This window comes from Vibrio sp. CyArs1, assembly GCF_022432925.1.
In the GTDB taxonomy this organism is placed as follows: domain Bacteria; phylum Pseudomonadota; class Gammaproteobacteria; order Enterobacterales; family Vibrionaceae; genus Vibrio; species Vibrio mediterranei.
In genome coordinates, this window is record NZ_JAKRBO010000003.1 from 35,016 (window position 1) to 55,535 (window position 20,520).

Annotated in this window: 17 protein-coding genes; 10 read left to right on the forward strand and 7 right to left on the reverse strand. The window is 44.6% G+C overall.

Annotated features, from left to right (window positions below; translation table 11 throughout):
- Window positions 1-123: 123 nt before the first annotated feature.
- A complete protein-coding gene (gene yegD / locus MMA19_RS10750) occupies window positions 124-1,476 on the forward strand; it encodes a molecular chaperone (protein WP_240206197.1) in 1,353 nt (450 codons plus the stop codon).
- 55 nt (window positions 1,477-1,531) lie between these two features.
- Here yegD and MMA19_RS10755 read toward each other — a convergent pair whose 3' ends face one another.
- Window positions 1,532-3,550, reverse strand: coding sequence for an alkyl sulfatase dimerization domain-containing protein (locus tag MMA19_RS10755; RefSeq protein ID WP_240206198.1), 2,019 nt, complete (start codon window positions 3,548-3,550; stop codon window positions 1,532-1,534).
- Window positions 3,551-3,656: 106 nt separating this feature from the next.
- Between MMA19_RS10755 and MMA19_RS10760 the strand changes: the two genes are divergently transcribed.
- Window positions 3,657-4,571 carry a LysR family transcriptional regulator gene (locus tag MMA19_RS10760; protein ID WP_240206199.1) on the forward strand — a complete coding sequence of 305 codons (915 nt, stop codon included), beginning with the start codon at window positions 3,657-3,659 and terminating at the stop codon, window positions 4,569-4,571.
- Between the two features lie 44 nt (window positions 4,572-4,615).
- Here MMA19_RS10760 and MMA19_RS10765 read toward each other — a convergent pair whose 3' ends face one another.
- From MMA19_RS10765 to MMA19_RS10785, 5 genes are all read right to left on the reverse strand, one after another.
- Entirely contained in the window at window positions 4,616-5,956 is a 1,341-nt protein-coding gene (locus MMA19_RS10765) for an MATE family efflux transporter (RefSeq protein ID WP_006069744.1), read from the reverse strand.
- A gap of 97 nt (window positions 5,957-6,053) precedes the next feature.
- Window positions 6,054-6,890, reverse strand: a complete 837-nt coding sequence (locus MMA19_RS10770) for a helix-turn-helix domain-containing protein (protein ID WP_062456449.1) — start codon at window positions 6,888-6,890, stop codon at window positions 6,054-6,056.
- A 432-nt stretch (window positions 6,891-7,322) separates the two neighbouring features.
- On the reverse strand, window positions 7,323-9,065 hold the full coding sequence (locus MMA19_RS10775; RefSeq protein ID WP_240206200.1) for a methyl-accepting chemotaxis protein: 1,743 nt from the start codon (window positions 9,063-9,065) through the stop codon (window positions 7,323-7,325).
- A 203-nt stretch (window positions 9,066-9,268) separates the two neighbouring features.
- Complete coding sequence (locus tag MMA19_RS10780) at window positions 9,269-9,973, reverse strand: hypothetical protein (protein WP_006069748.1); 705 nt, start codon at window positions 9,971-9,973, stop codon at window positions 9,269-9,271.
- Between the two features lie 78 nt (window positions 9,974-10,051).
- Window positions 10,052-12,802 carry an ATP-binding protein gene (locus MMA19_RS10785; RefSeq protein WP_240206201.1) on the reverse strand — a complete coding sequence of 917 codons (2,751 nt, stop codon included), beginning with the start codon at window positions 12,800-12,802 and terminating at the stop codon, window positions 10,052-10,054.
- Window positions 12,803-12,972: 170 nt separating this feature from the next.
- On the opposite strand from MMA19_RS10785, the gene MMA19_RS10790 reads away from it, so the two are divergent.
- Entirely contained in the window at window positions 12,973-13,383 is a 411-nt protein-coding gene (locus MMA19_RS10790) for a hypothetical protein (protein ID WP_231892910.1), read from the forward strand.
- Window positions 13,384-13,386: 3 nt separating this feature from the next.
- The gene (locus MMA19_RS10795) at window positions 13,387-14,472 is read left to right on the forward strand and encodes a porin (RefSeq protein ID WP_171389356.1); all 1,086 of its coding nucleotides are present in this window, start codon (window positions 13,387-13,389) and stop codon (window positions 14,470-14,472) included.
- A gap of 80 nt (window positions 14,473-14,552) precedes the next feature.
- Here the strand turns inward: MMA19_RS10795 and MMA19_RS10800 are convergent, their stop codons facing one another.
- Entirely contained in the window at window positions 14,553-15,476 is a 924-nt protein-coding gene (locus MMA19_RS10800; RefSeq protein WP_171389357.1) for a DUF368 domain-containing protein, read from the reverse strand.
- Window positions 15,477-15,844: 368 nt separating this feature from the next.
- Between MMA19_RS10800 and phnF the strand changes: the two genes are divergently transcribed.
- Genes phnF through phnK form a run of 6 tightly spaced genes read left to right on the forward strand, consistent with a single transcriptional unit; the run spans window position 15,845 to window position 20,519 of the window.
- Entirely contained in the window at window positions 15,845-16,540 is a 696-nt protein-coding gene (phnF, locus tag MMA19_RS10805; RefSeq protein WP_038227594.1) for a phosphonate metabolism transcriptional regulator PhnF, read from the forward strand.
- Complete coding sequence (gene phnG / locus MMA19_RS10810) at window positions 16,541-16,987, forward strand: phosphonate C-P lyase system protein PhnG (protein ID WP_062456436.1); 447 nt, start codon at window positions 16,541-16,543, stop codon at window positions 16,985-16,987. It begins immediately after the preceding gene.
- A 55-nt stretch (window positions 16,988-17,042) separates the two neighbouring features.
- On the forward strand, window positions 17,043-17,675 hold the full coding sequence (gene phnH / locus MMA19_RS10815) for a phosphonate C-P lyase system protein PhnH (RefSeq protein WP_240206202.1): 633 nt from the start codon (window positions 17,043-17,045) through the stop codon (window positions 17,673-17,675).
- On the forward strand, window positions 17,675-18,784 hold the full coding sequence (locus MMA19_RS10820; RefSeq protein WP_062456428.1) for a carbon-phosphorus lyase complex subunit PhnI: 1,110 nt from the start codon (window positions 17,675-17,677) through the stop codon (window positions 18,782-18,784). The genes phnH and MMA19_RS10820 overlap by 1 nt, the downstream gene beginning before the upstream one ends.
- On the forward strand, window positions 18,781-19,680 hold the full coding sequence (locus tag MMA19_RS10825; RefSeq protein WP_240206203.1) for an alpha-D-ribose 1-methylphosphonate 5-phosphate C-P-lyase PhnJ: 900 nt from the start codon (window positions 18,781-18,783) through the stop codon (window positions 19,678-19,680). The genes MMA19_RS10820 and MMA19_RS10825 overlap by 4 nt, the downstream gene beginning before the upstream one ends.
- Window positions 19,677-20,519 carry a phosphonate C-P lyase system protein PhnK gene (gene phnK, locus MMA19_RS10830; protein ID WP_240206204.1) on the forward strand — a complete coding sequence of 281 codons (843 nt, stop codon included), beginning with the start codon at window positions 19,677-19,679 and terminating at the stop codon, window positions 20,517-20,519. Before MMA19_RS10825 ends, phnK begins: the two co-directional genes overlap by 4 nt.
- Window position 20,520: the final 1 nt, after the last annotated feature.

Consider the following 20,520-nt stretch of genomic DNA (forward strand, 5'->3'; position numbering starts at 1 on the left):
CTACAGTGTAGCGCAAAACTTCTTTTGACCTGTCTACATGTGTAGGGTTTAAGGTTCTGCCCCTTGAACTTCATTGTGAGGCTGCTATTCTTTGCCGCCCTTTTTCTTATGTTGAGGTAACCCATGGCCATTGGTTTTGACTACGGAACCGCGAACTGTTCTGTCGCTCATCTTGTAAATAACGCCATCGAGCAGATCCCACTGGTGGGTGATAACTGTTATATCCCCTCAACGCTTTGTGCTCCGACGGCTGAAACTGTGTCTGAGTACTTGTTTCGTTGCTTGGATATTCGACCTTCCAACGAAGTAGGTGAAGCCGTGCTTCGACGTGCGGTAAAGCTCAATCGAGAAGAAGGGATTGAAGTGATTCCTACGGATGTACTGTTTGGTGAAGCAGCGCTGGATCTGTACCTCGAAGACCCTAAAGACGTCTATTACATTAAGTCGCCGAAATCTTTCTTGGGTGCGATGGGGCTTCGAGATATGCAGCTATCATTTTTTGAAGATTTGGTGTGCGCCATGATGAGCAATGTAAAACGTCAGGCGGAATTGCACTTGGGACAAAGCATCAGCCAAACGGTTATTGGTAGACCTGTTAACTTTTTAGGTCGTGGCGGTGATGCCTCTAACCGTCAGGCGGAAGGTATTTTATCGCGAGCGGCAACGCGTGCAGGCTTTAAAGATGTCGAGTTTCAGTTTGAACCTGTAGCAGCAGGGCTTGAGTACGAGTCATCGTTAACTGAAGATAAAAATGTGCTGGTGGTCGATATCGGTGGTGGTACGACGGACTGCTCATTTATTCAAATGGGACCAAGTTGGGTGGGGAAAGCAGATAGAGACTCTTCACTCATCGCCCATACCGGCCAACTTGTAGGCGGAAACGATCTGGACATTTACATCGCATTTCGCCGCTTTATGCATGCATTCGGAATGGGGACTAAGCGCCACTCAGGGTTAGACATTCCTGTGACGCAATTTTGGAACCCTATAGCGATTAATGATGTTCAAGCTCAACGTAAGTTCTACGCTCATGACAATCTAAAAGAGCTACAACTTCTTGCTAAAGAAGCCATTGAACAAGACAAAGTATCGAGACTGGTCACACTGCACAAAGACACGTTAGGTTATGCCGTTATTCGCGAAGCTGAGAAAGCAAAAATCGCACTTGAATCTTCAGCAGAATATCTCGCTATGATTGATTTGTTCTCTGAACAAGTTGGTATTGATATCAGCCATGCTCAAATGGCAGAAGCCATTGATAACCCGACCAGAAAAATCCAGGCGTTAGTCAAAGAAGCAGTAGAGCAATCTGCGACCTCACCTGATGTCATTTATATGACTGGCGGATCAGCACGCTCTTCAGTATTACGCAATGCGGTTCAAGAAGTGCTACCTAATATCCCTGTAGTATCTGGCAACTACTTTGGTTCGGTAACGGCAGGGTTAGCGCGTTGGGCGGACGTGTGTTTTAAATAGTGTGTGTTTTAGATTGAATAAAATAAGCCCAGAGCTTAGCTCTGGGCTTATGTGTCTATTTGGTTGGCATCGGAAGTATTTCAAACATTCCGTCAAATTCGTCCAAGGTGGCAGCAAGTTTTCCAATTAACTCGCCATCCCCTTTGATTCCTGCTTGTCCCGACTTCAACAAAGCTTCTAATGTCGTTTGACCCAATGCAATTCGTGTTAAATCTGCTTTGTGTACGATGAGCTCAACATCAGTTTTCGGTAGAGTGTCCACTTCGATGTTACTCATGTTGGCATTAGACACTTCACCGTAGTAACGCTCTGCCACATCTGGGTGATATAAACCGAAACTAAAGTCCAATTCAGCTTTTTCTGCTTTTTCTGCGTTGAGTTTAACTGCAATAAAATCAAGGAACATGCCTGTAGGAGTATTAGCAATTACGTCAGCTGATGCCAGCTTGATTGAAGGTGATATCTCGCCAGTTCTTAACTCCACTGCACCTTGTAAGTAGGAATTACGCCATGCCATAGTTTCTGATTGGTAGCCTTGTTGTTCAAAGCTGTCTGCTAGTGCAAAGCGATAGTCAATGTTATTCGGGTCACACTGCACTAAGTCATTGAGTAGTTGGGACGCCTCTTGATACTGACCATTGTTGAAATGTGCCAGTCCTGCTTGATAGAGAGTGTCTGCACCTGCTGCTTCTACGTAAACACAAGATTTCTCTTTAGATTTTAGTGGGTTGGTATTTACGGGGTTCATATCATGATAACCAAGATATAAGTTCACAACAGCTCGCGCGTTGTGGCTATAAGAGCCATGATACCCATTGGTGTGCCAGGTTTGCTTTTGTGATTCTGGTACTAGGCGTTCAATTTCTCTGCCCACATCATGGATGGTGACGCCGTGGTTAGCAAGACGCATTGCTTGGTTGTGGATGAAACCATAGTTGTCGCGTTGCAACGCCATATAGGCGGAAATCTCGTTACCTTCCGTGTTTGGATCGTTCCAAACCGGAGCTGAGTGCGCGGCGTGAATGTTATCGACTAAGCCAGAATCAACATAGCGTAGCTTCAGCTCGGTTAAATACTTAGTCCAAACCAAGGAATCACGTACTTTTGCACCGCGGAAGGTGTAGATATTGTGCATACCATCATAGGTTAGCTCTGCGGTATTAAGGGAGCGATACTGCGGAACATATAAGACGATTTCAGCTGGTGCCTCCGCGCCCGGCATATTGATAGCGTGGAATTCTAGGCCGTCAATGGTAATAACTTTTTCGCGTTCTTGGATTTCTGTTGTTGGAGCTACTAAGGTCACTTCACCGCGCGATGTGCCAAGACCTAACGCGTTATCAACGATCCCTTTCGCATCGTTCAACAGTGTCGTACCGTATTGGTAATTTGCTCTGCGTCCCATTGCTGTGCCGGCGATTACATTCTCATCTGCTAGCTCTTTGATAAAGTCTTTTGGCGCATAAATCTTTGCATTGTCAGCAAAATCTCCAGATTCAACAATGCCTCTTGAGCCACCAAAGTGGTCAGCGTGCATGTGCGAATAGATCATGCCGGTGATTTTGTGCTCGCCATTGATCTTTGGAAGGTGTTGCTTGGCAAAGTCCCAAGATGCTTCAGCGGCTTCGCGTGATAGCAATGGATCATGAATAACGTAGCCGTTGTCAGTGCGATAGATGGTCATATTGGACAGGTCGGCACCACGAATTTGGTAAATGCCATCGGTCACTTCGTACAGTCCACCAGCAGCGTAGTTCAACATACCTTGGCGCCAGATCGATGGATTTACCGTCGGTGGGATGTCTTCGACTGACATTTCAGCCATAAATTCGAAGCGATTTTTCAGCTCACCTGCAGCATGATTACCAAATTCAGCAATCAGCCCCTTTTGCGTGCGTTCAAAAGCAGAAGTATCTTCCCAAGGAAGAGTGGCGGCTAACGCTTGGTTAGCTTCAATAGTATGACTAGTCGCAGGTTTGCCTTGATAGTCTTCTAGGCCAACGTAATCAGCACTAGCGTTGAATGATGCAAGAATCGCAATGGTGATAGTAGATGGCACAAGTTTGCGGTACATAATTGACCTCACACGGTTAGAACAGGAATTAAGGTCAATATAGCGGCTTGACTCATAACTAAATATGCAATTTAATTTAGTTAATACATAACTAATGGTGATGTTTATGAATGCCTCTGATTTTGATCTTAACCTGATGCGCGTGTTCGTGACCGTATATCGTTATCAGTCGATAACCGTGGCGGCAGAGGTACTTAACTTGACCCAACCTGGTGTCAGTGGGGCTTTAAAGCGACTTCAAGCTCAACTCGGTGAGCAGCTTTTTGTTCGTGATGGTCGAGGCATTGCGCCGACGCATTTAGCTCACGAATTAGCTCGCCATATTGAGCCAGCTCTGGAAACCATAGAGAGCACCATTGATGGTGTTAAAGATTTCAGTGTGCAAGGAAAAAGGCGTTTTGCCGTTTACACGTCAGAACCAGTGATGCTGATGCTATTACCGAAAATTGAAGCGGATAAAACCTTGGGAGAACGTGAGATCGTACTTCATCCTACCTTAGCGACCGAAGAGGAGTTGCTCGATAAGCTCAATTTACGTCAAGCAGACCTAGCGATAGACTTTGCCAAACGTACACCTTCGCTGTGTTTTTCACAGCCGTTCTTTACTGACCAAATCTGTTTGATCGCCAGCAAATCACATCCACGAATCAGCGGCAATATCACGGTTGAGCAGTACTATCAGGAGAAGCACATCACTCTTAAGCTCAGACGAGAAAACGCCTTCTTAGCGGACTATTTTACTGAGGAGAATATTAGAGGGAGAAAGGTAGCTGCAGAAAGCGATTCTCTTTTGGTGTTGATGGCATTAGTGGCAAGTAGTGAGAGCATTGGAATGATGAGCCGTAGCGTGGCTACTTTGTTTGCGGAGCGTTTTGATATTCAGATTATCGAAGCACCGTTTCGCCCGATCCCTGTCGACTTTAAGTTGGTCGCTCATAGTCGAGAGCAGAGCAGCAAAGCCAATATATGGCTTCGGGAAAAGCTGCTCTCCTACCTGTCTGAGCTAAACCTCGGTCACTGAGAGTCGACAAAAGTGGCGACTCCCACTTTATTTAAGTACAAAATTTAAGTACGAATCGCCGCCATTTTTTGTGACTTTATAAAGGTTAATAACAGCCCCAAACTGATGATAGCTGTCATGGCCTCTGCAAATAGAATACTCGCCCAAATGCCATTATTAGGGAACAAGCTTGGCAAGATAATGACGCCTAGTGCAACAAATACAAACCCACGAGCAAGAGAGATTATGGTTGCCTGATTGGGTTTTGCAATGGCCTGAAACAGGTTGGCGACGACAAGGTTTAGTCCCATTAGCGGTGTCGCATAAAAGAAAAACAGTAGCGCAGTCGCGGATAGTTCAACGAGCTCGATATTATCGCCAAGGTAGAAACGTGCGACTGTCTCTGAGAACAATCCGATCACAGCGAGAAATAGTAAGCCACTGCCAATTGACGTAACAAGCCCAAGTTTGAGCGTAGCTTTCACTCGTTCTGGCAAGTTAGCACCATGGTTAAAACTGATAATAGGCTGACACGCCTGATTAATGCCAACGATAACAAATAACGCAAATACACCCACATTTGCGGTTAAGCCGTAAGCGATGATGTAGCTCTCTCCAAATTGGCTAAGCAGTACGTAGTTGAATAAGAGTATCGTCAGCGCAGAGGTGATCTCAATAAAGAAAGTGGGGGTGCCTATCTTTAGGATCTGTCCTACCTTATCCAGACCAAGCCCTTGTAAGGTCAGCCTTAGCTGACCTTTAGCTTGCCAAAAGTGGCTGAGAAGAATCAGTGCTATGACCGCTTGAGAAATCGCAGTCGCGTATGCCGCTCCCTTCATCCCCCAGCCAAACTGAAGCACAAAGAAGTAGTCCAAGACCAAGTTGGTGACTGCGCCTGCTGACATGGCGTACATAGCGAGTTTTGGGTTGGTATCATTACGTATAAAGCAAGACATAACCCAAGCAAGAGCATAAAGAACAAAGAACTTGAGCATCACACCCAAATAGTCATGCGCTAGTTGTGCCATGTATCCAGTAGCGCCCATCAAGCGGATAATATCGTCTAGGCAAAAGAGTGCGATTGATACAGCAATGGTCGAGATAATGGCTGTGGCAAGCATCGCCTGACTAAACAGCGTTTGGCCAACACTTAGATTGCCCTTTCCAAATTCAATCGACATGAGTGCTGCACCACCGATACCTATCATCATTGCAATCGCAGTGAACAAGGAAAAGGCAGGAATCGTCAAAGAGATAGCACCAAGACCTTCAGCGCCGACACCTTTCCCCACAAACCAAGCGTCACCCATAATGAAAATGGACTTAATGACCATGCCTGATAGCGCTGGTAGAAGATACTGAATGAACGATTTCTGGATTGGATCGGACTTGAGGTTTATGCTCATTGGAAACGACAATACCTATAAATTGATGAACAGAGATAATGGTATTATCGTTACGAAATTTGACATTAAAAAGGGATTATCTGCCTTTAATCTGGCACTATTTGGACGTTCTTCTTCGAAATTCAGCCGGAGATTCACCCATGTTCGTACGGTAAAACCTGCCAAAATAAGCGGGGTCTTCAAACCCAAGTTGCAGTGCTATGGCTTTAACGGTTTTCGTCGAAAAGATAAGTTCACGGTTCGCTTCCAGAAGTACTCTATCATGAAGCAACTTGGTAATGGTTTTACCTAGGTGTGCTTTACTTAGCTCATTAAGGCGCTTACTGGTAATGGAAAGTTTATCGGCATAAAACGCCACGTTTCGTTCGCTCTGATAGTGGGTTTCGATAAGCGTTATCACCTGTGAAATTCGTTCATCCCGCACAGTAATTGCTTCGGTTTTGTCCACCGAAAAGCGAACAAGATAGCGCAAAAAACAAGTAAGCAAGGATTCGATCAAATCCCAATCGGTGTCTTCACGTTGATACTCTTCCAGCAGCAAATCGAAAACGGCATCAAGTTGCGTCGCTCCTCTGCCCTGAGTATCGATATAAGGGTGCTGATTTTGGTGAGCAGAAAATATTGCGTCAAACATCAATTGATGGCGGTAGCGATTTTCGAAAAAATCGGTCGAGAAAATGAGCATTTTGACGTTACTACCTAGTGAGTTTGACTCATGAACTTGCCCTGGGGCGATTGTAAAAAACCGCCCTTTTACACTCTGATAATCGACAAAATCGATACGTTGAGAGCCGGAGTCATCCAAACACCAAATGACTTCAAAATAGTCGTGACGATGTGGTTCCAAGAAGACTTCTTCTGACTCCATACGGCAATCGACGACCTGACAAGGATGACCTTTGGGTAATGTTACCAAGTTAATTTTGTCTTTCATGATTCACATAGGCGGCAAGGAAAGATGTGTCTAGTATGACATTGATTGATAAGTGATTCGAGGTGACAAACTGATTACGAGTAGGAATTGACCTACCTTAGGTTGGGATGAGAGCAACACGGTTTTAACTATAAAGTGGTAATTAACTTGGGTTGGCGATAAGTTGAGCTGTGATGTAAATCCAATAGTACATAAATTGCTGATATAAATGGCAATTGTTGCTTGAATTTGTCTCGTTTATGAATCTAGAATGATTCGACCCTCTGATTTAAGGGTCACCTAGCCAACTGACGTTGTTAGTGAACACCTCTTGTTCACACGTTATATAGCCAATCGCCTTGTTTTCGCGATTGGCTTTTTTCTTGTCGTAAACTTGTCCTAGCATTAAAAAAGCTCACCGAAGTGAGCTTGCAACGATATATGGAGCCGGAGCTACACTTTGAACTGTTCAACGGTAGTGAGAAGCTCTTGGTTTCTGCTTTTTAAGTCATTGGCATTTTGTGTTGCCAGCTCTCCATTTTGGACCAATGTGCGCACCATATCTTGAATCGTCACCATGTTCTTATTGATCTCTTCAGATACAGTACTTTGCTCCTTCGCTGACGATGCAATTTGAGCAACGAGACCATTGATCTCATCAGTAAAGGTCATCATGGAGTCGAGAGAGTTAGTCACCCCGCTGGTTTGTTCTTCATACAGCTTACAACGATGCTTGGTGGAGTCCATATTGGCGACAACGGCTTCGTTGCCAGCATGAAGCTTAGATAGCATTTCATTGATTTCAGATGTGCTTTGTCGAGTGCGAGAAGCCAGAGCTCTCACTTCATCAGCGACGACGGCAAATCCGCGTCCTTGTTCACCTGCGCGTGCAGCTTCGATTGCAGCGTTAAGTGCAAGTAGGTTGGTTTGCTCTGCGATATCGCCGATTACTTCAAGTGTGTCACCAATCTTCTGTGTATCGGCACTCATAGCTACAACAGCTTGTGAGGTGTTTTCCACTTCTGCGACCAGAGCCTGCAAACTTGAGATAGCTTCTTCGACAATCAGCTTCGAGTCAGAGCTGGCTTGGTTAGCCGTTTCAGTATTATTTGATGCTAGTTGCGCATCATTGGCCACTGTATCGGAAGAGGCACTCATTTCATGAATAGAGGTAACAATCTGGTCCATCTCATTTTGGTGTGATTGGAACAGAGCCTGATTTTCTTTAGCTTGTTGCTCGATATGTAGGATTGAACGACTGGTTTCATTACAAGACTGAATAACATTGCCCACTAAGGTCTGCAATTGAGCGATAAAGGTATTGATGTCTTGGGAAATTTTACCAAACTCATCGTTAGAGTCGACCGTAAGTCTTTGAGTAAGGTCGCCTTTACCTGTTGCGAGGTTTCTCACCACGTTCTGAAGCAGTGTGATAGGTTTTAGTAAGAAGGCGATTATCATCATACTCAACGGAATAATGATAACAGCAGCTACGAGCAGTGCTTGGGTTATTTGCGTACTGATTGTGGCGGCATTAGCCTCTGTAACAGCACTATCTAAGTAAGCGGTCAATGTCCAAGTATCGTTTAATACAGGAATCGTTGAGTCAAACTCGATATGTTGACCCGGAGTCGTATTGGAGAATAGGACATTGCCAGCACCATCTTTGAGTGTCAGGTAGTCACCGTTGCCGCTGGTTTCTGCGAGCGGTTGAGTAATAAAGCTGAGATCGAGTTGGTAGAATGTCACTTCATTACTTTGAGCATTGGGTACCACTATATTCAGTAAGAGCTTATCATCATGTTTGACGATTTCGTTTGCAACGATCTGTCCGTTGGCTTTGGCTAATTCTGCCTCTAATGCCGCAACAATATTCTCATCTTCCACAATGCCGGATTTGTCGAAAACGAAACCAGAAGACATTTTAGTGATGTTATCAAACTCGGTTTTTTCGACAATATCTTTTACGTCGATAAAGCTGACATTAAGGGACTTGGCTTGTTGAAAACTGTAGTTAAGTTTGTCGGTAACACTTTGGTTCAAGAGGGTAAGCTTTTCTTGTGTTGTAGAAGAACCACTGCGCTCAATATAGGATTCCACAAAGCTATTAGCAGCAAAATAACTGGTGCCAATGGTAGTAAATATAATTGCTATGACTATTGAATAGAGTTTTAGTTTGAAGGAGAGGTTCTTCATTATTAGTAGGTCCATTTACCGAAGTTATTGATGTGTATAGTAATATTTTCATCATTTAGGTAACGTGACATAGGTAATAGTTATGAACCTAAGTTTATTTATGTCTAGTTTTGATTAAAGATGTCCATTTATATTGAGTAAGATACAAAAAAGCCAGCGAATATACCGCTGGCCCTGCATAGCAATTGTCAACACGACAAGTGCTAGACAAATAGTGAGGACAAAATACCAATAATCCCACCAAATACACCGCCCCAAACCACAAGCCAGCCTAGGTGCTCCTTTATCATCTTTTGAACGATTTCTTTAACCAGTTTTGGTGTTAATTCACTGAGTCGCTGGTCGATAATCGCTTCAACATTGTCTTTTACTTCGTTTAACATCTTCGGTGATTCGAGTTGTTCAACCAGAGCTTGTTTTACTGAATCGCTTTGGCTGATTTCAATCACCGACTGCTGCATCTTTTCAACGAAAGGCTGTTTCATTGGTTCCAATGCTTCGGTGCCGCCAAGCATCGCCAACATACCACCAAATTGAGAGTTCGCGATCACTTCAACCAGCGAATCAAAAGCAGGGTTAAAGTCGACCTTTTCTAATATTGGTTCTAAATCCAGTGGAATACCTGAGCTCATTTCTTTATTGAGGAAGCGATCGATGTTCTCATTGGTAAAGAACTGCTCCATCATTAAGTTTTTTATCGCTAATTTAAAATCTTCAAAGCGTGCTGGTATAACTCCAGAGCCATAAAGTCCCGGCACTTTCTCGAACAACATATGGATCGCGAGCCAGTTAGTCACCGCACCTGAAAAAGCGAACAGGCCAGCATATAGCACTAGGGTGTTGTCGAGTTGATAGCCCGCAGCGAGTAGCGCTAGGGCAATGAAATTAGTAATGAGACTCTTATTCATAATGTCTTGCTAGATTAATAACGTTGCGCTGATTCTATTGAAAAAACGTCGCTATAAAAAGCCACTTTTTGTCGACGATTAGTCAGCGTTGTCACGAATAGTTTTGATTTTTTCTAACAAGACGGTTTTATTAAAGGGCTTTGATACGTAATCGTCCATTCCACTCTCGGTACAGCGACGGATATCATCATCAAGCACACTGGCAGTAAGAGCAATAATTGGCGTTCGTGCTTTGTTGTATTGTTCCTCGTAAAGCCTGAATTCTTGCGAAGCGGTGAAGCCATCTTTTACTGGCATCATGCAGTCCATTAATATTACGTGGTAGTGGTTGGAGTCATCGCAAAGAAAATTCAACGCTTCCTGTCCATTATTGGCAATATCAACTTCGTAACCAGACTTCTTCAATAACAGGCTCGCGACCTTCTGATTCACTAGGTTGTCTTCGACCAGCAATATAGATTGGCTGTCTGGGTTGCTCACTATGTTAAGCAGCGACTTAGGCGCATTTTCTGAGTTTGTATTAGCAGCTTCGTCACCCACAATCTCAAGGGTATTTGCAGTGGGCTGTTGCAAGGATTGATGCTGACTTGGTGCATGTTTCAATGTATCAATCAACCGAGCGCCCAGCAGAGGGAAAGTGACTAAACCAGAAATGAGTTGTGGGTAGTGAGTGGAAGAAGAGTTTTGTGGCTGTACGAGCACAATTGGGCTGTCAGGTGATCGTTTAGCAATATCAATCAAGTCGGCCTCGCTATCATGCTCTTCGCTTGCACAATAAAGAATAATAGAGCGATCGTTTGGAGAGGCTTCCTCATAAGAAGTGCACATAGACAGATTTTCTAAACCAAACTGATGCAGTTCTTGGCTTACCTGTGCTGCATAAGTTTGTCCATTACTGATGATAACAAAATTGCTGCCGTCCAATTCATTGATATGCGGTGATGTGGCTTGATTTATACTAGATTCGATAGTGAAAAAGAATCGGCTTCCTTTACCTTTTTCTGAGTCAATTTCAATATTTCCTCCCATCAACTCAACTAATTGCGATGAAATAGCGAGTCCCAAGCCCGTACCGCCGTATTGTCGTGTCACAGAACTGTCTTCTTGCGTAAATGGTTTAAAAATTGAGTCTTGTTTATCTTTGTCGATACCTATACCAGTATCGACAATGGCAAAGTAAATACTGCAGCGCTGTTCATCGATCTCAGTCACGTTGATCTCCATTCTTACATGACCTTTGTTGGTAAATTTCACTGCATTCGACATTAAGTTCATCAAGATCTGACGCAAACGGTGATCGTCGATGATCAGCATATGTGGCATCTGAGGTGAGAAACTGACCTGCAGTTGGAGATCTTTTTCCTTCGCTTTTGACATTACGATCGCGATCGTGTCATAAGCGATCTCGCGCAAGTTCGAGCTATGCAAAGAAATCAATAGGTTACCTGACTCAATCTTAGAGATATCTAGGATGTCATTGATCAAGATAAGTAGGGTCTGCGATGAGGTGTCGATGGTGTTGAGATAATCGCGTTGAATCGGATCGAGATTAGATTCAGAGAGAATGCCAGACATGCCGATAATGCCGTTTAGAGGCGTTCTTATCTCATGAGACATATTGGCAAGGAAAGAGCTTTTCGCCACGTTGGCTCGTTCTGCTTCCTCTTTGGCTGCTAGCATTCTGTGTTCATTTTCTCGTCTTTCATGAATGAGCTTGTTCATTTTCTTACCAAAATGACTGAACTCATCTTGTCCCTCGGTTGAGGCTAGAGTATCTGATTCCTCTTGATTCTCGAGCCGCTCAAATGTTTCTAGTGTATTGTTTAGGAAAAAGATGATTCGACGAGTGATGTTTATACTCAAAATGAAGAGCGCTGCCATAATCGACACAGTGAGGCCAATGGTTAACCAAAGACGCTGTTCCAAGTCTTTGATGCTTTGAGCCATTTCATTGGTCAGCTGTTCATTGATTTGATCGGTCGCTTGCTGAATAAGCTTTAGCCTCTTATCTAGAGCAGCAATACCGGATGTAATCTCTTGCGTTGCCAGCTCCGGCTGGCTTTCATCTAGTACACGGTCCCTAAAAAGGATGCTCTCCACAAAAGACTCATCGGAAAACGTTTTTAGCAGTAAACTGACTTGAGATGCATCGGCACTGATATTAAGGAAGCGTTCTATAAGATACTGTTGGCGCTCAAATAAAGTCGAGAGTTGTTCATGAGCTGCATGAGAATCATGATGCTCTTCGGCGTGTCCTTCGACAATATCAATGTGGATTAACCAATTCTCTTCTGTTGCCCAGAGACGAATCCATTCGAGGGTAAATAAAGCATTTAAATGCGATTCCAGTTTAATCGTTCCGGTATCCACTTTAGTGCTTTCTAATTGCGCGATCAGTTGATTGATAAGGTCATTAGTCCATGAACTCCATTCTTCCAGTTCGTCCATTTCCGTGACGTATTGCAATTCACTCTGAGCGTCTCGAAGCTCTTCGAGAGTAGTATTTGCCATTGAGAGTGCGTCTGCAGAATAAATACTCTTCACGGTGTTGGCTATTTTGTCTAAGCATTCATTCAGCTCGCTAAATATGACATTTTTATTACTATCAAATGTGTTTTCGAGCTTTTCTAGACGAGATTTATGGAGTGATGTGCTATATCCGGAAATATAACCTAGAGCGGTCACTTCACTCGATAAAACAGACATTTGTTGCAGACTGTTTTGAGTTCTAAACGCTTCCCAAGCGGAAAATATTAAGATAACGGTCAAAGGTAAAATAGCTAGTAGTATGATCCTGCTCTTAATAGACATCTTATTTAGCAAATTCATATCACTATTCCTTGATAATAATCTTGAACATCGTTTTTGGTGAACTAATCTGTTTGTTAGTTTAGGAAAGGATTTCGCCTGAGTGTAATAAAATGACTCAAAACTTACTGACAAACATAGGCATACGGATAGGGCTATTTCGTGGCAGCGCCATAATAGCCTTGGGTTTGATGTTAGCTTTATCATTTGAAAGTAGAGCTTTTGCTGCGAATGAATATGCGGTGTTTACTTTAAATGACAATTTTGATGAATTAAGTCGGAGCAAAGCTAGGATGCTTTATCGAGGTAAGACTAAATCGTTGCAAGGGAAACGGATAGAGCTATCCGATTGGCCTGAAAGTTCATCTGAGCGTTCTGAGTTTTATCAATACTTGCTAGGGAAAGATGTCTCGCAAATGAATGCCTACTGGGCAAGTCTTTCGTTTTCTGGCAAAGCCCGACCGCCCAAAGAAATTGATGATGCCAATGTCAATGCGCTTATCACCTGGTTATCAGCAAAACCCAACCGAATCGGCTATGCCCCGTTAGACGCTTTGCCTAGTGACGCAAAAGTGCTCTACATCGTGAGTAAGGAGAAATAGCAAATGACGAATAAAACTTCATTACTCGCACTTCTTACTACGGCCATTAGTCTTCCTGCGGTTTCAGCTATCGATATTAACGACAACTTCTCAATCAGTGGTTTTGGCTCTACCTCTTGGGCTAAGTCTGATAATGAAACGCCACTACTTATCAACAGAGGCATTAGTGACGAAAACTGTTTTGATTGCGACACAACATTTGGGATTCAGCTGGACTACTTCTATGACGCATTTAAAGCTTCGGTGCAGGTGGTAAAACGTCCACAAGATAACTGGAGCGAACCTCAACTGGAGTGGGCGTATCTTGGTTATTCCATCGGTGATTTTGAAGGGCGTGCGGGTCGACTTCGTCTGCCTGTCTTTCTAGCATCTGAGTATTATTATGTTGGTCAAGCATACACGACAGCTAGGCCAAACGAAGAAGTGTACAACAGTATCTTAGGGGTAACTGCATTTAACGGGCTGAGTGTTACTTGGAACCATAGTCTTACTGATGAGCTACAATTGTCTCTCACACCATTTGTAGGTTTTAAAGACAATAATGAAGTGGAATTTAACCCTAGCTTAACGCTAGAGTTTGAGACGAAGAATATGTGGGGTGTCAATGCTCAGCTTATCGGCGATAACTTCCGAGTGAACTTTGCCTACCTTGATTCCAATTTTGACCAAACGATAAAGCAACCTCAGTTACCGCCTCCGTATAATGAGATCTTACTCGCTGACCAGAATATTAAGCTCTATTCATTAGGGGGAGAGTATGATTTTGGGCAATTGAAGCTAACGGCTGAAGGACAAAAGAATGATTTGGCCTCTTCTTGGTACGGCAGCGCGGCTTATCGTATTCAAAAATTCACGCCTTATGTCGTTTATGGCCAAACGTATAGTGAAGGTGGCGATAATCGATATGATGGAAAAACAGGGGATAGTTGGACCTTAGGGTTACGTTACGACGTGTTATACAACGTCTCATTGAATGCTGAGTGGCAAACTTTTAATAGCTTTGGTGGACAGACTGGACCATTTGTAAGTAACCCTGGTACAGATACCGATGCCAATATGTACACCGTCATGCTTAATTTTGTGTTCTAGTTCGTAGGTTCGCTTACCTAATATCAAAAAAGGGGCTCACAATGGTGAGCCCCTTTTGTCGTTTCAAGCGTAAGTCATCGTTACTTGTCGCTACTTTCTGCGATTTTCTCTAGTGCAAGCACTAAACCTACTGCGGCCAGCATCAGAACAATTGCGATAGCCAGTTGCGAAGGTTGGCCAGTTACAGACTCAAAGTTAAATGGTGATAGGTTCTCTTGAATAAGAGGTACTTGCTCGCCCTTTGAGTTGATGCGCCATGAGATAGTTTCTTTCCATGGCCATAGTTTTGGTAATGTACCTAGCATTAAGCCAGTCAGGAACACTAATGCGAAATCACGGTAGCGTTTTAGTAACCATGATAGAACATGGGAGAATGACAATAGACCAATCAAACAACCCATCGCAAATAACGCCATTACATCGATTTGTAGGCCCTTCACCGCGCCCAATACCGGCGTGTACATGCCTAGTAGCAATAGAATAAAGCTGCCCGAGATACCTGGAAGAATCATGGCACAAATTGCGATACAGCCAGCGAAAAAGATATTGATGCTGGTTGGATCCATTTGAAGTGGTTTCAATACAGTGATGCTGTAGGCAAATACGGCACCAAGTAATAAGAACACGAAACGCGATAGTGTCTTTTGTTCGACTTGCTTAATCATGTGATACACGGAGACCATGATAAGGCCGAAGAAGAAGGACCACACTGGCACTGGGTGAGTTTCTAGTGCCCAAGAAATGAATTTCGCTAGTGATAAGATAGAGGTCAGGATGCCACCAAACAGTGCGATTAAGAAAAAGCCGTTGATGTGGTCGAATGCTGCCTTGAATCCGTCACGTTTCCAGATCCCCAAAATACTTGGGTTAATACGACGGATGCTTTCCAAAAGTGTGTCGTAAATACCTGTAATAAAGGCGATCGTACCTCCCGATACCCCAGGTACAACGTCTGCTGCACCCATCGCCATTCCTTTTAAGAATGTAGTCAGATAGTTCTTCATGATTTCTTCTAGGTTTAAAAAGTTGATGCAGAGTATATATGCATGCTTGTTTTGATGCACTATTCAATTAGTGCCGTAAAGTTGTGATATCACGTATCAAGTTATTGTGAATTCGTGATGTATATATGTCCTCCAATTAGGGTGAAAAGTTCCATTTTACTTCAATTAATTCAATGCCTTCTGCTTGTCTAGATAAGTTGTAAGTGCCTTAGAAATGTTGCAATTCTGCAAACAAAGCGACACGTAACTTTCATCTTTCCCCGTCAAAGTACAGTTATCAGAGAAAACACATGTGACATGAACAGCAAGCGGATTGCTGTTTTTAAGTTGAGCACATGTCTAGATAACTCACTCGCTAGGGGATCACTATGCCAGTTTACTTAGACATTGCGTCGGTATTAGAACAAGAAGTTCGTGAACGTTATGTTCCGGGCGACTACCTGCCGCCAGAAGGACAACTTGCTCAGCGCTTTGATGTCAACCGCCACACGCTTCGTCGAGCTATTGATGAGCTCGTTAACACTGGCATGGTTCAACGTCATCAAGGTAAAGGCAATATGGTGATAAGGCAGCCTAGTGAGTATCACGTGCATTCGGGCGCGCACTTTACTAAGAATCTGATTGAACAAGGGGCAAGGCCACGCTGCGAAGTCATTCAACATCGAGTGTTTGTCGCTCCTATGGACATCGCCGCCAATCTTGGTGTCGTAGAGGGCAGTAAGATCATCCATATCCGCACACTGCGAAAAACCGAGGAGTGTCCTCGCACCATCATTGATCACTACCTAGCCAATATAGAGTGGTGGAGCATTTTGAAGAATTACCAAAGTGGTTCATTACACGAATTCATTAAACGTGGGCTTGATATAGAGCTGGAGCGCAAAGAGACCCGAGTAGGGGCCAAAACGCCAACAGGTGAAGAGTGCCGACTGCTGCAAATTACATCAAGCACACCAATTCTAAGAGTCAAAACCAAAAACGTTATCAAGGGGACCGACATGGTGGCCGAGTTTTCGACCTCCAATAGCCGTTCCGACGCAACTGAAATAGTAATGGAGCATTAAATGACTGCTGTGAGCGAAAGAGCAAGCTGGATGTCAACATTGGCACAAAGTCAGCAGAGCGAGTTAGAGCAACTGTGGCACTCAACCAAGATTGAAGCGAGTTATCAAATGGTACGTCAACCAGAGATAGGGTTGGCACAGGTACGTGCTCGAATGGGGGGGAGCGGTCGTGAGTTCAATATGGGGGATGCCACGATCACTCGAGCAGTCGTCAAATTGGACAGTGGGGAGATGGGCTACAGCTACTTGCGCGGTCGTAATAAAGCGCAAGCAGAGCTAGCTGCCGTTATTGATGGCCTACTGCAGACCCAATCGCACCATGAACAATTAATGCGCATGGTCATTGAACCCTTGGCAGCGATGAAGCAAGAACAGCAGCAACTCAGAGCAAAAGAAGTGGCGACCAGTAAGGTGGACTTTTTCACCATGGTACGCGGTGAAGATTGATTCAAGGAACATGAACAAGTTTGGTTTAACGAATTAACCAAGTAAGGCAACGATAATGACCACAATTACTACTGCATTCAAAGATGCAGTTCACGACAGCCAGCAGTGCTTCAGATTGCTGCTTAAGGCGATGTCTGAACCGGGTGAAATAGTCACTCTAGAGATGAGCGAAGGTTTTGGTGCGATGCATAAAGCAGCGACACAAACCTTGTTGAGCTTAAGCGACAATGCGACGCCGATATGGCTGTCAGAGTCACACTTAAAAGACGCTGCTATTCGTGAAAATATCCGCTTTCACTGTGGCAGTCCCGTAACTGAGCGACAAAACAGTGCCAGTTTTGCTGTGATTGCTGAACAAGATTTGGCTGACTTCGATTGGAATAACGCCACATTTAGCCTTGGCTGTGAAGAGTACCCAGATCAGTCTACGACGGTCATTGTTGAGCTAGGCAGCTTAACCAATGGCTCTGACGCGAGTCCATCTAAAGGTGGCCTAACGCTAACGCTATCTGGACCGGGAATCGAATCACAATCGGTGTTGAATATTGGCGTGGCCTCTAAGGCATTTCAGCACTTCTTACAAGGACGCCAAGAGCATTTCGCTTTTCCGCTTGGTATTGATTTGATCTTGGTAAACGATGAGAGCATTGCCTGCTTACCACGTACCACACTTGTTGAGGTGAACTAATGTATGTAGCAGTAAAAGGTGGCGAAAAAGCCATTAACAACGCGCACCAGCTGCAGGCTAAAAAGCGTCGTGGTAATCCTGAATTTGCTGAATTGACGGTGGCACAAATCAGTGAGCAGCTCTCTGGCAGCGTTGATCGCGTGATGACGGAAGGTGGCATTTATGACCGTGAATTGGCCGCACTGGCTGTCAAGCAAGCGAACGGCGATCTAGTAGAAGCTATCTTTTTGTTGCGTGCTTATCGTACCACGTTGCCGCGCCTTTCGGTTTCACAGGCTGTGAACACCAGTGAAATGCGCATTGAGCGCCGCATCTCTGCCACCTATAAAGATCTGCCTGGTGGACAAGTATTGGGGCCGACATATGACTATACCCATCGTTTACTGGACTTTAGTTTGATTGCTGAAGGTGAAGCACCGCGAGTCGACACCTTAGATGTTCAAGCGATGGAAGTGTGCCCTCAAGTGATGAGCATTCTTGAAAATCTCGACTTGATGACGACCGAAGAAGATAACCAACAAACCCCAGAAGATATCACTATGCATCCGGTGAACTATCCGTGTGATCGCAGTGCGCGATTACAGAACTTGGTTCGCGGCGATGAAGGATTCTTGCTGGCACTCGGCTATTCAACGCAGCGCGGCTATGGACGAAATCACCCATTTGCAGGCGAAATTCGTATCGGTTTCTGCGATTTAAGTTTGGTGCCAGAGGAGCTTGGCTTTGCTATTGATATCGGTGAAGTTGAGTTAACCGAGTGCCAAATGGTGAATGGTTTTGTTGGTAGCAAAACAGAAAAAGCCAAACTGACTCGCGGTTATGGTTTGACGTTTGGCTCCACCGAGCGCAAAGCGATGTCAATGGCGCTGGTGGATCGCTCACTGCAAGCGGCAGATTACGATGAAGCCATTGATGGGCCAGCTCAAGACGAAGAATTCGTGTTATCGCATTCAGATAACGTGGAAGCTGCAGGCTTCGTTTCTCACCTGAAACTGCCTCACTACGTGGATTTCCAAGCCGAGTTAGAACTGCTTCGTAAGATGCACAAAGAGCATGATGAATTCATTCAGTCTCAGGGTGAACAGAACCAACAGGAGAGCCAGTCATGAGCCAAGTACAAACTAACACTCATGCGCAAGGTGTGACCGGCTACAACTACGGTTACCTTGATGAACAAACCAAACGTATGATTCGTCGCGCTCTGCTCAAAGCGGTTGCGATTCCTGGTTATCAAGTGCCATTTGGTGGTCGTGAAATGCCGATGCCGTACGGTTGGGGAACCGGCGGTGTTCAGATTACCGCAGCGATCATTGGTCAAACTGACACGTTAAAAGTGATTGACCAAGGTGCCGACGATACGACGAATGCGGTTTCCATTCGAGTGTTTTTCAAGTCAGTAGCAAGCGCGAAAACTACCGAGAAAACGGTAGACGCCTCAATCATTCAAACGCGTCACCGCATTCCGGAAATCACTCTCGATAAAGACCAGATCTTAGTGTATCAAGTTCCGATTCCAGAGCCGTTGCGCTTTATTGAACCGCGAGAGACGGAAACGCGAAAAATGCACGCGCTGGAAGAGTACGGAATCATGCACGTCAAACTGTATGAAGACATCGCACGATTTGGTCATATTGCTACCTCTTACGCGTATCCGGTTTGCGTCAACGATCGCTATATCATGGACCCTTCTCCGATCCCTAAGTTTGACAACCCGAAAATGGACAAAATGGCGGCGCTTCAGCTGTTTGGTGCAGGACGTGAAAAACGAATCTATGCCATTCCGCCATTCACAAAAGTGAAGAGTTTAGATTTTGAAGATCATCCATTTGAAATCCAACAATGGGATGAGCCGTGTGCCATTTGTGGCGCAACGGACACCTTCCTAGATGAAGTGGTGATGGATGACAAAGGCACTCATATGTTTGTTTGTTCGGACACTGATTACTGCTCTCAGCAAGTCGAAAAACACACCATCCATACTAAGGAAACGGAGAGTTACGCATGAGCACGTTAGCGGTGAAACAGCCAACATTTGACACTAATACCTTTGATGTAAGTGAGCAGCCAATATTGTCGGTTCGTAATCTCACCAAACTTTACGCACCAGGGAAAGGCTTTACCAATGTCTCGTTTGATTTGTACCCCGGCGAAGTGCTAGGCATCGTGGGCGAGTCAGGTTCAGGTAAAAGTACCTTATTAAAATCACTGTCGGGTCGCCAAACGCCAGACAGCGGTGAGGTGCTTTACATCCGAGGTCGCGGAGAAGATCAGGTAACTCAACTCGAAGACCTCTATTTAATGGCAGAAAGTCAACGTCGTCAATTACTGCGCACTGAGTGGGGCGTTGTGCATCAGCATCCGATGGATGGATTGCGCGGCCGTGTTTCTGCGGGCGGTAATATTGGTGAGCGTTTAATGGCCGTAGGCGAGCGTTATTATGGTGATATTCGAACGGCATCAACCAAGTGGCTCACTGATGTAGAAATTCCTCAAGACCGAATTGATGACATGCCAACCACGTTTTCCGGCGGTATGCAGCAGCGCTTGCAGATTGCTCGCAACTTGGTGACTCATCCAAAACTGATTTTTATGGATGAACCAACAGGTGGATTGGATGTATCGGTGCAAGCAAAACTCCTCGACCTATTACGCCGCCTTGTCACAGAGCTGGAACTGGCTGTGGTTATTGTCACTCATGATCTAGCGGTGGCGCGTTTACTGGCTCATCGACTGATGGTGATGCGTCGCAGTGAAGTGGTAGAAACTGGGCTGACAGACCAAGTACTTGATGATCCGCAGCACCCTTACACCCAATTACTGGTTTCGTCCGTGTTGCAGAACTGAT

Coding starts and splice junctions, on each gene's coding strand:
- MMA19_RS10765 (WP_006069744.1), bottom strand. CDS start 5,956: ATGAGCATAAACCTCAAGTCCGATCCAATCCAGAAATCGTTCATTCAG.
- MMA19_RS10780 (WP_006069748.1), bottom strand. CDS start 9,973: ATGAATAAGAGTCTCATTACTAATTTCATTGCCCTAGCGCTACTCGCT.
- MMA19_RS10785 (WP_240206201.1), bottom strand. CDS start 12,802: ATGAATTTGCTAAATAAGATGTCTATTAAGAGCAGGATCATACTACTA.
- MMA19_RS10825 (WP_240206203.1), top strand. CDS start 18,781: ATGAGCCAAGTACAAACTAACACTCATGCGCAAGGTGTGACCGGCTAC.
- MMA19_RS10790 (WP_231892910.1), top strand. CDS start 12,973: ATGTTAGCTTTATCATTTGAAAGTAGAGCTTTTGCTGCGAATGAATAT.
- MMA19_RS10795 (WP_171389356.1), top strand. CDS start 13,387: ATGACGAATAAAACTTCATTACTCGCACTTCTTACTACGGCCATTAGT.
- phnF (WP_038227594.1), top strand. CDS start 15,845: ATGCCAGTTTACTTAGACATTGCGTCGGTATTAGAACAAGAAGTTCGT.
- phnG (WP_062456436.1), top strand. CDS start 16,541: ATGACTGCTGTGAGCGAAAGAGCAAGCTGGATGTCAACATTGGCACAA.
- phnH (WP_240206202.1), top strand. CDS start 17,043: ATGACCACAATTACTACTGCATTCAAAGATGCAGTTCACGACAGCCAG.
- MMA19_RS10755 (WP_240206198.1), bottom strand. CDS start 3,550: ATGTACCGCAAACTTGTGCCATCTACTATCACCATTGCGATTCTTGCA.
- MMA19_RS10800 (WP_171389357.1), bottom strand. CDS start 15,476: ATGAAGAACTATCTGACTACATTCTTAAAAGGAATGGCGATGGGTGCA.
- yegD (WP_240206197.1), top strand. CDS start 124: ATGGCCATTGGTTTTGACTACGGAACCGCGAACTGTTCTGTCGCTCAT.
- MMA19_RS10760 (WP_240206199.1), top strand. CDS start 3,657: ATGAATGCCTCTGATTTTGATCTTAACCTGATGCGCGTGTTCGTGACC.
- MMA19_RS10770 (WP_062456449.1), bottom strand. CDS start 6,890: ATGAAAGACAAAATTAACTTGGTAACATTACCCAAAGGTCATCCTTGT.
- MMA19_RS10775 (WP_240206200.1), bottom strand. CDS start 9,065: ATGAAGAACCTCTCCTTCAAACTAAAACTCTATTCAATAGTCATAGCA.
- MMA19_RS10820 (WP_062456428.1), top strand. CDS start 17,675: ATGTATGTAGCAGTAAAAGGTGGCGAAAAAGCCATTAACAACGCGCAC.
- phnK (WP_240206204.1), top strand. CDS start 19,677: ATGAGCACGTTAGCGGTGAAACAGCCAACATTTGACACTAATACCTTT.